The organism is Kitasatospora sp. NPDC001547, assembly GCF_042894165.1.
Lineage (GTDB): Bacteria > Actinomycetota > Actinomycetes > Streptomycetales > Streptomycetaceae > Kitasatospora.
In genome coordinates this window covers 52,871-65,888 of record NZ_JBIAVL010000015.1, presented here as the reverse complement: position 1 = coordinate 65,888, position 13,018 = coordinate 52,871, and the positions used below count along the sequence as shown (strand labels likewise).

12 protein-coding genes and 1 tRNA gene are annotated in these 13,018 nt (G+C 71.8%); 8 read left to right on the top strand and 5 right to left on the bottom strand.

Annotation, left to right across the window (positions count from 1 at the left end):
• Window positions 1-54 precede the first annotated feature (54 nt).
• Entirely contained in the window at window positions 55-504 is a 450-nt protein-coding gene (locus tag ACFY0X_RS25620; protein ID WP_387757873.1) for a peptidase inhibitor family I36 protein, read from the top strand.
• A 148-nt stretch (window positions 505-652) separates the two neighbouring features.
• Window positions 653-4,366, top strand: a complete 3,714-nt coding sequence (locus tag ACFY0X_RS25615) for an RICIN domain-containing protein (protein ID WP_387757872.1) — start codon at window positions 653-655, stop codon at window positions 4,364-4,366.
• 185 nt (window positions 4,367-4,551) lie between these two features.
• Here ACFY0X_RS25615 and ACFY0X_RS25610 read toward each other — a convergent pair.
• The 3 genes from ACFY0X_RS25610 to ACFY0X_RS25600 all read right to left on the bottom strand — a co-directional run bounded on the left by ACFY0X_RS25610 (window position 4,552) and on the right by ACFY0X_RS25600 (window position 5,913).
• Window positions 4,552-4,635, bottom strand: a tRNA-Leu gene (locus ACFY0X_RS25610).
• 230 nt (window positions 4,636-4,865) lie between these two features.
• The gene (locus ACFY0X_RS25605; RefSeq protein WP_387757871.1) at window positions 4,866-5,003 is read right to left on the bottom strand and encodes a DUF397 domain-containing protein; all 138 of its coding nucleotides are present in this window, start codon (window positions 5,001-5,003) and stop codon (window positions 4,866-4,868) included.
• Window positions 4,966-5,913: a Scr1 family TA system antitoxin-like transcriptional regulator gene (locus ACFY0X_RS25600; protein WP_387757870.1), complete on the bottom strand. Its 948-nt coding sequence runs from the start codon at window positions 5,911-5,913 to the stop codon at window positions 4,966-4,968. Before ACFY0X_RS25600 ends, ACFY0X_RS25605 begins: the two co-directional genes overlap by 38 nt.
• Before the next feature lie 202 nt (window positions 5,914-6,115).
• Between ACFY0X_RS25600 and ACFY0X_RS25595 the strand changes: the two genes are divergently transcribed.
• The 3 genes from ACFY0X_RS25595 (at window position 6,116) to ACFY0X_RS25585 (ending at window position 8,012) form a co-directional block, all read left to right on the top strand.
• On the top strand, window positions 6,116-6,505 hold the full coding sequence (locus ACFY0X_RS25595) for an ATP-binding protein (RefSeq protein ID WP_387757868.1): 390 nt from the start codon (window positions 6,116-6,118) through the stop codon (window positions 6,503-6,505).
• A 14-nt stretch (window positions 6,506-6,519) separates the two neighbouring features.
• Entirely contained in the window at window positions 6,520-7,080 is a 561-nt protein-coding gene (locus tag ACFY0X_RS25590) for a hypothetical protein (RefSeq protein WP_387757867.1), read from the top strand.
• A gap of 62 nt (window positions 7,081-7,142) precedes the next feature.
• On the top strand, window positions 7,143-8,012 hold the full coding sequence (locus ACFY0X_RS25585) for an alpha/beta fold hydrolase (protein ID WP_387757865.1): 870 nt from the start codon (window positions 7,143-7,145) through the stop codon (window positions 8,010-8,012).
• Between the two features lie 72 nt (window positions 8,013-8,084).
• Here the strand turns inward: ACFY0X_RS25585 and ACFY0X_RS25580 are convergent, their stop codons facing one another.
• On the bottom strand, window positions 8,085-8,996 hold the full coding sequence (locus ACFY0X_RS25580; RefSeq protein ID WP_387757864.1) for a ribosome-inactivating family protein: 912 nt from the start codon (window positions 8,994-8,996) through the stop codon (window positions 8,085-8,087).
• Between the two features lie 226 nt (window positions 8,997-9,222).
• Window positions 9,223-9,948, bottom strand: a complete 726-nt coding sequence (locus ACFY0X_RS25575) for an alpha/beta hydrolase (RefSeq protein ID WP_387757863.1) — start codon at window positions 9,946-9,948, stop codon at window positions 9,223-9,225.
• Between the two features lie 164 nt (window positions 9,949-10,112).
• On the opposite strand from ACFY0X_RS25575, the gene ACFY0X_RS25570 reads away from it, so the two are divergent.
• The 3 genes from ACFY0X_RS25570 (at window position 10,113) to ACFY0X_RS25560 (ending at window position 12,988) form a co-directional block, all read left to right on the top strand.
• Window positions 10,113-10,631 carry a hypothetical protein gene (locus tag ACFY0X_RS25570; protein ID WP_387757861.1) on the top strand — a complete coding sequence of 173 codons (519 nt, stop codon included), beginning with the start codon at window positions 10,113-10,115 and terminating at the stop codon, window positions 10,629-10,631.
• Window positions 10,632-10,821: 190 nt separating this feature from the next.
• Window positions 10,822-12,375: an AMP-binding protein gene (locus tag ACFY0X_RS25565; protein ID WP_387757859.1), complete on the top strand. Its 1,554-nt coding sequence runs from the start codon at window positions 10,822-10,824 to the stop codon at window positions 12,373-12,375.
• A 247-nt stretch (window positions 12,376-12,622) separates the two neighbouring features.
• Complete coding sequence (locus ACFY0X_RS25560; protein WP_387757857.1) at window positions 12,623-12,988, top strand: MerR family transcriptional regulator; 366 nt, start codon at window positions 12,623-12,625, stop codon at window positions 12,986-12,988.
• Window positions 12,989-13,018 lie beyond the last annotated feature (30 nt).

Sequence of the window (13,018 nt, the reverse complement as noted above, 5' to 3'; positions counted from 1 at the left end):
CAGCTTCCCCGTCCGCGTCGGCGATACCGGCCGACCCCGAAACGGAGTTCCACGATGTCCCTGAAATCCCTCCGGCTCAAGACCGCCGCCGTCGCGACCGCGCTCGCCGGCGCGGCGCTGTTCACCGCGGCGACCCCGGCGGCCGCCGCGAACGCCCCCTACGACGGCTGCCCGGCGTGGGCGGTCTGCCTCTACCAGCACGAGGGCGGCACGGGTTCGAAGGCGATCGTCACGCCTCCCCCGGCCGGCGGCAACGCGGCGATCTTGCGGCTCCACTCGGTCCACTTCCTGAACGGGGAGATCGCCGACAACCAGGTGTCGTCCTGGATCAACAACTCGCAGTGCTCGGTCAAGTTCATGGACGACCCCTACGGGGAGCTCCACCCGTCCGACCTGGACTACACGGAGACCTGGCACTGGGGCGCGAAGCGCGACTACGGGAACGGGTCCTCCCAGTCCTACGTCAACGACCGGATCTCCTCGCTCCAGTTCTGGTGCCCGTAGCGACCCGCTCCGGCTCGGTGGGGCGGCCGTCGTTGCGCCCCACCGCCCCCGCCCCCGGCACCCGTGAAGGGCCGGGGGCGTCGCCGTGCCCCCTCCCGACGCCCCGGTCCGCCCCCCCGGACCGTCCGATGACACGGAAGGAAGTCCCATGAAACGTCGACGACCAGCGGCCGCGCTCCTGTCCGGCCTGCTGCTCTGCGCCGCACTGCCCGCCTTCGCCGAGGCCGCACCCGCCTCCGCGGCCCCCTCGGCCGCCGCCGCGGTGACCGCCGGCCCCGGCGCCGAGGGCCCGGACCTCACCTACGCCAACCGCACCGCACCGGCCGCCGGCATGCCGGACTGGTCCCGGGTCGGCTTCCGGGGCGGCCAGGAGCTGCCCGACGACGGCGACCTGACCGACGACCCCGGCTGCCGCATCACCCCGGACGTGCTCGCCGCCAGGTACGGCGTGAAGGCGAACGACGGCGCCGACGACACCACCGGCCTGCAGAAGGCCGTCGACGACGTCAAGGCCAACTGCTCGCCGCGGGCCGGCTTCAACCGGCTCTCGCTGATCTCCCTCCCGGCGGGCCGGATCGACGTCTCCCGGCAGGTCTACGTCGACGCCGACTACCTGGTCCTGCGCGGCCAGGGCTCCGGCGACGGCGGCACCCGGCTGGTGTTCCGGCCGGACGCCGACACCCGCTACGACACCCTGGTCAACGGCCGCTGGGACCAGGACGGCATGAAGGCCGGCAGCGGCAGCGACGTCGGCACCGGTGGCTGGATCTGGCCGGGCCGCGGCATGTTCCGGGTGCAGACCCGGGACGTCGCGGAGCGCTACCAGGACGACTGGGCGGCGGCCCCGGCCAACCGCAAGGACATCTTCGAGGGCAGCGTCAACCAGCACTGGGCCTCCGGCATCAAGGTGGCCGCCCGGGCCGACGACCCCGGCTACGCGGCCCGGGAGGGGCAGAGCACCGTCCAGCTGGACGCCAAGGCCGACATGAAGAAGTTCTCCCCGGGCGGCTACGTCTGGGTCGGGGCGGCCAACAGCGTCAAGTTCTACGAGCAGCAGGGCGTCTCCGACCGCAGTCAGATGGACAACCTGCACATGCGCCAGCAGATGTTCCGGGTCACCGGCTTCGACGGCACCGCGAAGACCGTCACCCTGGACCGCCCGCTGGAGTGGGACGTGCCGGTCGACTCCACCTCGGACGGCTCCCCCGCGCTGGGCGACAAGCCGTACCCCAGCAAGGTCACCCCGCTGAAGGTGGTCCAGGGCGTCGGCTTCGAGGACTTCGCCTTCACCCAGGACATGGCCGGCCTGCCCAAGGCGGGCGGCGGCACCTACGACCTGACCCCCGCCCAGGCCGTCCACAACTACGGGAACATGGCGCCCGAGTACGCGATGCACGGCATCGTCTTCAAGTGGGCCGCCAACGACTGGGCACGCGGCCTGAGGGCCGAGATGACGGGCTCGCACCCGGTCGTCACCGAGGACGCCCGCAACCTGCAGATCGAGCGCAACAGCTTCGACGGCGCCTGGAACAAGGGCAAGGGCGGCAACGGCTACCTGCGCGGCAGCCGCGTCTGGGACTCGCTGTACGCCTACAACCTCAGCCGCAACCTGCGCCACTTCACCTTCCAGTGGTCGGCCAGCGGCAACGTCGCCTTCCGCAACGACCTCGACTCGGACCTGAACCTGCACGGCGGCTGGGAGCACGACAACCTGTTCGAGCAGAACACCCTGCGGGTCCCGTACGAGCACCGCTCCGGCAACTGCCGGGCCAACTGCGGCGGCGAGGGCGGCGAGGTCGACGAGGGCACCTGGTACCCGGTGTGGTGGGCGGCCGGCCCCAAGGCGGTCAAGTGGTCCGGCTCCTCGGGCCCGCAGAACGTCTTCTACAACAACACGATGGTCAAGCAGGCGACGCCCGGCGGCCCGTTCGAGCCGTACGCGCCGTACGGCAGCCAGGCCGGCACCGCCTACCAGTTCGGCTCCGCGAACGGCGCCCCCGGCCGGTTCCAGCCACTGGCGCAGGGCGGCCAGAACATCCCCGACTGGACCGGCCGGGAGGCCCTCGACTACACCGGCCAGGGCGTGGTGCCGGTCGACCTGGGCAAGCGCCCCTCGCTCTTCCTCGCCGACACCGGCGGCCTCGAACCGCGCAGCGCCAACGAGCGCAAGGTCGCCACCTGGAACATGCAGGGCGCGAACACCGCCGACGCCAACGGCAACAAGTACGCCAACGACCTGCCCCAGCTGTTCGGGCGCGGCAGCCGGCAGGGCGGCGCCGACGTCATCTCGCTGCAGGAGGCCGGCGCCCCGCCCGGCGGTGCCACCTTCCAGCAGAACATCGACACCCCCAACATCCACTACTGGACGGACGACGGCCTGCACACCATCCCGGTGCAGGAGTACCGCTTGGGAACCGCGAGCCGCCCGACGGGCTGGCTGTACTGGCTGCGCACGGACAGCGGCAACGGCGCCTACGGACGGGTCAACCTGGCCGTCTACAGCCGCACCCGGGTCGACCGGAACGACGTCTACGTCGCCCGGGAGGGCATCATCACCAACGGCGACGACTCCCGGCCCGCGCTGGGCGTCAACGTCGACGGAGTCGTCTACTTCACGGTGCACGGCTGGTCGGGCAGCGGCAACGACGACCCGATGCTGCTGCGCAACATCCAGGACCAGATGTCCCAGGCGCACCTGCCCTGGATAGCCCTGGGCGACTACAACCGCGCCCCGGACAGCCTGCGCGCGGCGATCGGCACCGACCTCTCCGTCCACGCCCAGGACCGGCCCACGCACCCCACTGACCGGATCGGCAGCGGCACCCCGCGGGTCCTGGACTACGCCGTCGCGCCCAACAACAGCCCCCGGCAGCCCCGCGTCGTCGACATCGAGCGGGCCAACATCAACACGTCGGACCACTACCCCGTCGTGTACACCCTCGACAACCTGCCGGCCCGGCCGTCGGCCACCCCGTCGCCGACGCCGAGCCTGTCGCGGCAGGTCGTGCTGCGCAGCGCCACCAGCACCAACGCGGCCTCCCCGACCCGCACCAGCCACGTGGTCACCGACCAGCCGGTCAACCGGGCCACCATCGCGACGCAGGTGTACTCGGTGGAACCCGACCCGGAGTACACCGGCTACTACCGCCTGGTCAACAACAGCGCGCCCTACTCCGGCCACTACCTCGGCCAGGAGGGCGGCGCCCGCGACGCCCGGACGGTGGTGTGGCCGAGCCCGGCCGAGGACCAGCTCTGGGCGCCGGTCCCCCAGGGCGACGGCACCTGGACCCTGCAGAACTACGTCACCCGGCAGTTCCTCACCGCGGCGAGCCAGGGGCAGGCGCTCGTGGGCCGCGACTACAACGGCTCGCCCGACCAGCGCTGGTTCCTCCAGGACCCGCGGGAGGCCGCGGACCTCAGCGAGATCGTGTCGCAGGAGAGCGGCGCGGGAGCCTCCGCGCTCTCCGTCGAGGACCACGCGCCGGCGCCCCGCCCGGTGGTCCTGTCCCCGAACGCGCACCTGGGAACCCAGCAGTTCGGCGTCGTCTCCGCGGGCCGGAGCGGCTCGGACAACTGCTTCTACCTGATCAACCAGGGGCAGTACGTCAACTCGACGGCGACCAGCCCGGGGAACCCGTCGAACGGCAGTGCCGTCACCATGGGCGGCTACCGCCCCAACGACGACGGCTACCTGTGGTGCGCCACCCCCGACGGCGCGAACGGAACGCTCCTGACCAACCACACGACGCCCGAGGAGCACCTGAACCTCGGCGACGGCCTGTTCAACCACACCACGACGGTCACCGTCCCCACTTCGGGTGCCGCCTGGCTCCACTGGATCTTCCGGACGGCCACCCAGTGACCCGCCCCGCGCGGTGAGCGCCGGCGGCCGGTCGATCCTCGGATCGGCCGGCCGCCTCCGTGCCATCCGGCCCCGGGCCTGCTCGGAGGCGGCGTGGATTGCGCGGGGTGGCGGCCCGTGTCCGGCTGGAGTCAGCCGGTAAACAGAACGGCCGGTCAATCCGAAGATCGACCGGCCGTTCGCTGTGCGCGAGGGGGGAGTTGAACCCCCACGCCCTTTCGGGCACTGGAACCTGAATCCAGCGCGTCTGCCTATTCCGCCACCCGCGCATCTGGGTGATGAGGAAAACTATAGACCATCCGGAGGGGTGCCTCCGACCACCCCCCGGCAAGCGGTCGGAAGCTACCCCTCGCCCAGCACCCGAAGGCCGTGCTCCTCCCGGAAGCACTACCTCGCTCCTTCAGGCCACGTTCCACCGGCGTTCGGCGCGGACGAACGCCCTCGGGGCGGGGCGCCGGGTCGGCGCCCCGCCCCGAGGGCGTTGAGGTGGGGAGGTGGATCAGCCTTCGAGGGGCAGGTCGCCGGTCCGGACGGCGTCGACGAAGGCAGTCCAGGCGGCGGATCGGAAGACGAGCGCCGGGCCCTGCGGGTCCTTGGAGTCACGCACCGGGACGAGGCCGGGGAATCCGGGGGCCACCTCGATGCAGTTGCCGCCGTCGTTGCCGCTGTAGCTGCTCTTCCGCCAGCCGGCTGCGGCGAGCTCGTTGCTCATCATCTTTGTAACCCTCCAGCACCTCGGCGATCAACCGAAGCGAGTCGCACTCTGACAGGCACTCGCCCCGGAGCTGATCATAGTGCCGCTGGTACTTGATCACGCTGGAAGAAGCATCACTCAGATGCCCTCGTTCAAGGCTCTCCGAGTACACCAGTCGCTGCCCGTCCGGCAGTTCCAGCAACACCATATCCGTCTTGATGGTTGTCCGCCGGTCCGAGAACGGCGCCACATGAAGGACGACGTTCGGGAGCTGGGCGACCCGCAGCAGGTGCTCCATCTGACTTCTCATCACGCTCGGCCCACCGATGACCGTGCGGATGGCGCTCTCGCCGAGAATGACGATCAGCAGCGGACCGTTCGGCGCGAGAAAGCGACTCTGCCGACCGAGTCGCGCCTTGGTCAGCTCCTCGATTTCCTCCGGTTTTCCGGCCGCGTCGCCAGTCTCGAAGAGCGCCCGCGCATACTGCCTGCACTGCAACAGGCCGTACATGACGCTTTCCTGGTACGCACGCAGCCCAACCGCGATGGCCTCCTGGTCCGCGTATTCCTGGAACCAATCCGGATGCTCGATCGACGCATCCCAGTCCACCCGGCCGTACAGCCGCATCAGCAGGTCGCCGGTGTTCAGCAACCGCCCGAGCTCCTCGACCTCTTCCACCGACGGCCGCCGTCGGCCGCTCTCCGTCCGCGAGATCACCGTCCGGTCGAGGTGGAGCAGCCCACCCAGGTCCTCCTGGGTGAGGTTCGCCAACTCCCGCGCGTAGCGGACTTCTTCGCCGAACATGATCGCGGAGCTGGCCGTCGGTCCGCGCTTGATCTTCCGTTGTGCCACGACTGCCCCCAACTGTGCGTCACGTGCTCAACACGTGGTTCTGGGCGTCACGCTACTCCCACGGGCCGATCATTGAGACCAGAACGCAATCATCCGCATGCGCAGCGTGATTGCGCACTACCCCTTTGCACGCTCCCTCCGCCCCCTGAGGTACTCCCCCATGCTCACTGCCCGTCCCCCCCCCCCCCCCCGCATGTTCGTCGTGCGGCTCGACTCCCGCATCGAATCCACGCCCCTGGCGCGCTACCTGCTCCGCGCGTACCTCTCCGGCCTCCCCACCGGTGACCACTACCGCGACACCGCCGAACTCCTCCTCGGCGAACTCTTCGCCAACGCCGCCCAGCACTCCGACGCCCCCGACGACCGCCACATCGAAGTCCGCTTCACCCTCACCCCCGACCACCTCCTGCGCCTCGAAGTCCACGACGCCGACGCCCGCCACCCCACCCTCAACTCCCCTTCCCCCGACGACGAGCACGGCCGAGGCCTGTTCCTCGTCAACGAACTCGCCGAACACTGGGGCTGCACCGACCGCCCCGGCGGCATCGGCAAACTTGTCTGGGCCCTCATCTCCCCCGCCACCACCGCCTGAAAGCCCGAACCCCCATGCACCTCACCACCCTCGCCCGCCACACCCTCTCGCGCGGCGCCACCCCCGCCACCACCTACGCCCTCATCGCCCGCCTCGGCCACCAGCCCCTCCCCTGCGCCCGGGCCGTCTGCCTCGCCCTCGACATCCCCCTCGCCGAGACCACCCGCCGCCTCGACGAGTGCTACCACGCCCTCCTCGCCAACCCCCGCCCCGGCTCCGAACACGACACCGGCGAACTCCTCGAAGCCCTCGGCGTCTTCGACATCCCCAAGTCCCTCACCGAAACCGAGTTCGCCGTCGTCAACCTCCTCCTGACCGCCATCGACGCCATGGGCGGCATCCGCCCCGGCCACCAGCACGGCCTCACCCGCTGGTTCACCACCGGCAACCTCACCGCCGCCTACCTCTCCCTCACCGCCGCCCACCCCCTCCCCCGCACCGGCGACCCCGCCACCTACTGGACCACCCTCACCACCGCCGGCGAACTCCTCACCGCCACCAACCCCGACCCCCGCCTCAAGAACGCCCTCACCCACTGCCGCACCCGGACCCGGGAAGCCACCGCCCACACCTGAGTTCCCACCCGGCCCATCGGTTCGACCTTGTTTCGAAGATCGTTCTGCTGGAGGCTGGGGCCATGCAGAACCAACCCACCTTCGTCCTCGTCCACGGGGCCTTCGCGAACTCGTTCTCGTTCGCGCCGCTGCAGGCCGAACTCGCCCTGCTCGGGCACCGGTCCGTGGCGGTCGACCTTCCGGGGCACGGCTTCGAGGCGACCTACCCCGCGCCGTACCAGGCCCCCCAGGACCTCGACGCCCTCGCCGGGGAGCCCGGGGGCATCAAGGGGGTCACGCTCGCCGACAACGCCGCCCGGGTGATCGGGGTCCTCGAACGGGCCAAGGAGAACGGGCCCACCGTCCTCGTCTCCCACAGCAGGGGCGGCATCACGGCGACCGCCGTCGCCAACGCCCGGCCCGAGCTGGTCGACCGGCTCGTCTACGTCTCCGCCTGGTGCCCCGTCGACCTGGACGTGAACGACTACTACGCCCAGCCGGAGATGGCGGGCGTCGACCCGGGGGCCTTCGCCGCCTCGCTCGTCGGGAACCCGGCCGAACTCGGCCTGCTCCGCGTCAACTTCCGCACCGCCGACCCGGCGGCGCTCGCCGCGTTCAAGCAGGCGTTCGCCGCCGACCTCAGCGACGACGAGTTCCGGACCTTCCTGAACACCTTCCAGCCCGACGAGAACCTCGACGTCGGCACCTCCGCCGACCGGGCGCAGGCCGCCACCTGGGGGCGCGTCCCCAGGACGTACGTCCGGCTGTCCGACGACGCCAGCATCCCGCCCGCCATGCAGGACCGCCTGATCCGCGAGGGCGACGCCCTCACCCCCGGCAACCCCTTCGACGTCCGGACGGTCGAGGGGAGCCACCTGCGCTGGCTCGTCCACCCCGCCCCGGCCGCCCGGGTCCTGGCCGACCTCGCCGCGCTCCCGCCCGCCGGGGCCTGAGCCGACACCGCCCCATGCCACTGCGCAGGAAGTCGGCAGGGCCGACTTCCTGCGCACCCGGGTGGGGAGTGACTACCTGGGGCGGGAGCCGCTGAAGAGGTCCATGTAGGACACGTACTGCATCAGCTGCGGCAGCGTGTAGAACCTGCGCTCGAAGACCCCGGTGCCGATGACGTAGGGGGACGTACCGGCGTTGTTCATGACGCGGTACACCCAGTTCGAGAGCCCGCCCCAGTTCGTCTCCAGGTTGACGTTCTCCACGCCGACCTGGGCGACGCCGTGGTCGCGGATGTTGGTGCGGACGTTGTCGAAGATCCGCCCGAAGCGCGCCGCCTCCGAGGTGGCCTGGACCATCATGAGGAGGGAGTCCGCCAGGACGGCGCGCCCGCTGCCGCTGTTCTGGAGAGCGGCGATCTGATGGACCTGCTGCAGGGCGTTGCTGAGCCGCGGTCCGTTGATCTGCTGACTCGCCCTGCCGCCGCCACCGGGGATGTTGTTGTAGTTGCTGGACCAGGGGAGGGTGCTCGCGTTGACGCCCAGGACCCGGTTGAAGCGGTTCCTCGCCGCGAGGCCGTCGTCGAAGACCCAGTGCGTGCCCCCGGCCTGGTAGAAGCCGGCCACGTACAGGTTGTGCGGCCAGATGTACATCGCCCCCAGGTAGGTGCCGCTCCGGTGCAGGCTGATCTGGATGAGCTGGTCGTTGTCCGCCACGACGGTCTCGTCCAGGTCGGTCCTGAACCAGTCGTGGCTGCTGAGCGAGTGGAGCCGGGAGATCACGTCCCAGTACCGCTGGTGCGCCGAGGCGCCGCCGCCGTTCAGGTCGCTGATGTCCCAGTCGATGTTGGTGAGGCGCTCGCCGGTGTCGGCGTGCGCCGCGGTCGGCGTCATGCCCATGAGCCCGACCGCCAGCGTGAGGGCGATCAGTAGGCCGGCCAGCCGTCGGCGCAGCCGCGCCAGTGCGCCGGGTCCGTTCATCGTTAGCATGCGGGGAATTCCTCGGTGATCAGAAAACGGGTCGTCAGCGCGCCAGCCGAAATCGCCACTCTCCTCGCGGCTGAACGTTCATGACGCGCCGTCCGCAGACTAGGCGGCCCCGCAACCCCCGCATGTGCCGTCAGGGTCCGGGCACTTGATCGCCAGCGCACACCCCACCCGGACCCGCCGCCCGCGCGGGAAGTCGACTCCGCCGACCTCCTGCGCGGGCCGCCGCCTACCGCCCGGACCGGTACGCCTCCAGCCGCTCGGCCAGTTCCTGCGGGTGGCCCAGCATGGGCAGGTGGTCGCCGGGCATCTCGTCCGGCCGGAAGCCGAGCCGCTCCTCGACGTGCCGCCGCAGGAACCCGGGCGGGAAGAACCGGTCCCCGGTGGCCAGCAGGAACCTGGTCGGCACCGCCGGCCAGGCCTTCAGCGGCCACGGCGCCCCGAGCGGGGTCGCCGACTGCCGTCGCTGGTGGTCCGCGAGGAGCCCGTCGGCCAGCACGGCCGGGGTGTCGTGCACGAACAGGGCGCGCTCGTCCTCCTCCGCGCCCTCTGCCACGCCCCTGCGGCGGTCGGACTCACGGCGGGCCGGCCCGTACCCGGTGTTCTCCCACCACTGCCCCGGCGGCTCCCCGGGAGCCGGCACCTGGGCCTGGAGCATCACCAGCAGGTCCGCCGACAGCCGCTCGCACACCAGCGGGCCGGTGAAGCCGCCGAACGAGTGCGCGACGACCACGGGCCGGCCCGCCCGGTCGCCACCCGCCCCGCCCGCCCCGGCGGCAGCCGCGGCCACCGCGTCCACCACCGTGTCCGCGTACTCGGCGAGCCCGGCCGCGTCGTCGTCGCAGGGCAGGTCCGGGGCGACCACCGCATGGCCCCGCCCGCGCAGCTCGGCCGTCAGCGGCTCCCAGCACCAGGCGTCGGTGGCCGCGCCGTGGATCAGCACGTACGTCGTCATGGATCACTCCCCGGCAGGAACGGACCGCGCCCCGCGACGTGCGCCGTGCCTCGCGCGCCCCGCGTCGCGCGCGAGCCTACCGGCCGGTCCGCCCCCGAACCGTCGGGCCGCACCCGCATACTCGTCCCAACGGCCATTCACGTACCGCCCGTTGGGGGAAGCCCTTGTTCCACGACACCCGCCCGCGCGGCATCCGCATACCCAGCCACCGGGAGACCGCCGAGGAGTGGGGCGAGCAGGTCGCCGCGCTGCGCGCCGCTCCGCCCGGCTGGTCGTTCCTGCTGGGGCGGCTCTCCTCCGACGGCTTCCTCTGCCACCTCGACCTCAACTACCACCTGGACGGCGAACCCGTCGCCGTCGTCCAGACCTCGCGGCCCGTCCCGGCCGGCCACTGGGTGGGCTCCCTCACCACCCCGCAGTCCCAACTCGCCACCTTCCTGGCCACCTCGGGACGCCTCGACCCGCGCACCCACCTCGCCCCGCCCGACGGCCCGCCGACCCCGGGCGAGGTCCTGCTGCACGGCGTCCCCGTCCCCGTCGAGGTGCACCACAGCCAGGGCTGCCGCAGCGCCCTGGTCCCGCTGCCCCCCTCCCAGCGGGGCTACGCGATCGTCACCGCCGGCGCCGCCCACTGGGCCACCGCCACCGATCTCGCCCTCCGGCCGCCCCCGGCGGCGTTCTGAGCGGAGCCATACCGCACCCCGCGATTCACTCGTACGAGGGGGCGCAGTCGGGCGACGGGCATTGATGCACCGTCATGATCGCGCCGATGACGGCCCGTTCAGGCCAAATACCGGCCGGGCGCCCCCGGTACGGCGGTGAGGGCGGGGTTAGCCTGTGGCCATGGTTGCAAACCGCAAGGAAGAAGTAGCCGTGCGTGACGCGGAGTTCGTCAGCGGCCCCCTGCTGATCCTCCGGTCCCTAGCGTCCGGCCCCGACCGGACGGCCGTCGTCACCGCCGACGGCGCCAGGATCACCGCCGGCGACTTCGCCGCCGCCACCTACCGCCTCGCCCACGAGCTGATCGCCCGGGGCGTCACCCGCGGCACCACCGTGACCCTGCTGACCGGCAACACCCCCGAGGCCCTCAGCGCCCGGTACGCGGCGGGCCTCGCGGGCGCCCGGGTGGTGAACCTGTACGACGGCATGAGCACCCCGGTCCTGGCCGAGATCACGGCCAGCGTGGACACCACCGTGCTGCTCGTGGACGCCGAACGGTACGCCGACGCGCCCGAGTTGCTCCCGCTGATCGACGTGCCGACGGTCCTCGCCCTCGGCCCCGGGCCGGCCGGCGGCGCCGTCCCGGCCATCGGCGACGACGTCGTCGCCGCCTCCGCCCACCGCCCCGCCGAGCCCCCGGACGTCCGGGTCGGGCCGGAGGACGACCTCAGCATCCGCCACACCGGCGGCACCACCGGCATCCCCAAGGGCGTCCTCAGCCTGCACGGCCCGTACCGCCGCGTCTTCGACGCCCCGGTCGGCAGCGACCCCGCCGACGGGGTGCCCCGTCTGCTCGCCGCCACCCCGCTCGCCCACCTCGCCGGGATCATGTCCGACCTGGTCCTCCAGCGCGGCGGCACCGTCGTCCTCCAACGCTCCTTCGAGCCCGGCGCGGTCCTGGCCGCCATCGAGCGCGAACGCATCACCGACCTCTGGCTGCTGCCGCCGCTGCTCCACCAGCTGCTCGACCACCCCACGATCGGCCGCACCGACCTGTCCAGCCTGCGGCACGTCCTGTACGGGGGCAGCGCCGCCTCGGCGACCCGGATCCGCGAGGCCCTCAAGGTCATCGGACCGGTCCTGTTCGGGGTCTACGGGATGTCGGAGGCGCAGCTGATCTCCCTGCTCACCCCGCAGGAGCACGACCGGATCGGCGCGGGCGGCCAGGTCCCGGTCGGCCGGCCCGCCCCGGGCGTCGAGGTGGCGATCCGCTCGCCCGACGGCACCGACCTGCCGACCGGTGAGCAGGGCGAGGTCCACCTGCGCTCCTCCGCCGTCATGGCCGGGTACTGGAAGCAGCCCGACCTCACCGCGGCGGTGCTGCGGGACGGCTGGCTGAACACCGGCGACGTCGGCTACTTCGACGAGGACGGCTACCTCTACCTCTCCGACCGGGCCAAGGACCTGATCATCGTGGTCGGCGGGCACGTCTACCCGTCCGAGGTGGAGGACCTCCTCGTCACCCACCCGGCGGTCGCCCGCTGCGCGGTCTTCGGGGTCCGCGACGACCAGGAGGCGGAACACGTCCACGTCGCCGTCGTCCCCGCCCCGGGACAGCGGCCGCGGCTGGACGACCTCCGTGCCTTCGTCACCGACCGCAAGGGGCGGATCTACGCGCCCGAGGCCCTGCACCTCGTGGACGAGATCCCGCTGACGCCCGTCGGCAAGCCGGACAAGAAGCGCCTGCGCGAGGCGGCCACGGCCTGAGCCCCACCCCGCGGCCGGGCCCGTCCCCGGCCCCGGGACGGGCCGACTTCACCCCAACGTGGGGTTTGGCTCAACGAACCAGGGCCCCCGTGCCGAGAAGCCAACGGGGTGGCGGCGCTGAGGGCCGCCACCCCTCCCCCGAGGCTGTCGGGGGCACATGAGGTTCTCCGACGCCTGAGCAGGTCTCCACTCCGGCGTAGCGGTCAGTGGCGGAAGACCACGGTGCTCCGGAGCGTTGCCTCCGGTCATGAAGATCAGCGAGGCTTCCAGGGTCAGCGGGGTGAGCGCGAGGTCGTTGCGGCACTACGAGGACGAGGGCCTGATCGTCCCCGGCCGGTTCGGCAACGGGTTCCGCGACTACTGCCAGTCCACTGTCGACCGGGTGCTCGTCATCCGCTCGCTGCTGGAGTCCGGGCTGCCCGTACGGCTGATCAGGGAGTTCCTGCCCGGCCTCACCGACGAGGCCGGTGTCGGCACGGGTGCGGTGTGCGCGGAGTTCCTGGACGAGGTGCAGAGCCATCGGGATCGGCTCGCCGCACGTATCGCGATCCTCAGTGATCAGCAGGCCGCACTCGACGCCTACCTTCGCCGGGCCCGCCGCACTGATCTCTGACCCCCACTTGACCTTGACACAAGTGTCAGG

Coding starts and splice junctions, on each gene's coding strand:
- ACFY0X_RS25620 (WP_387757873.1), top strand. CDS start 55: ATGTCCCTGAAATCCCTCCGGCTCAAGACCGCCGCCGTCGCGACCGCG.
- ACFY0X_RS25615 (WP_387757872.1), top strand. CDS start 653: ATGAAACGTCGACGACCAGCGGCCGCGCTCCTGTCCGGCCTGCTGCTC.
- ACFY0X_RS25590 (WP_387757867.1), top strand. CDS start 6,520: ATGCACCTCACCACCCTCGCCCGCCACACCCTCTCGCGCGGCGCCACC.
- ACFY0X_RS25585 (WP_387757865.1), top strand. CDS start 7,143: ATGCAGAACCAACCCACCTTCGTCCTCGTCCACGGGGCCTTCGCGAAC.
- ACFY0X_RS25580 (WP_387757864.1), bottom strand. CDS start 8,996: ATGCTAACGATGAACGGACCCGGCGCACTGGCGCGGCTGCGCCGACGG.
- ACFY0X_RS25575 (WP_387757863.1), bottom strand. CDS start 9,948: ATGACGACGTACGTGCTGATCCACGGCGCGGCCACCGACGCCTGGTGC.
- ACFY0X_RS25560 (WP_387757857.1), top strand. CDS start 12,623: ATGAAGATCAGCGAGGCTTCCAGGGTCAGCGGGGTGAGCGCGAGGTCG.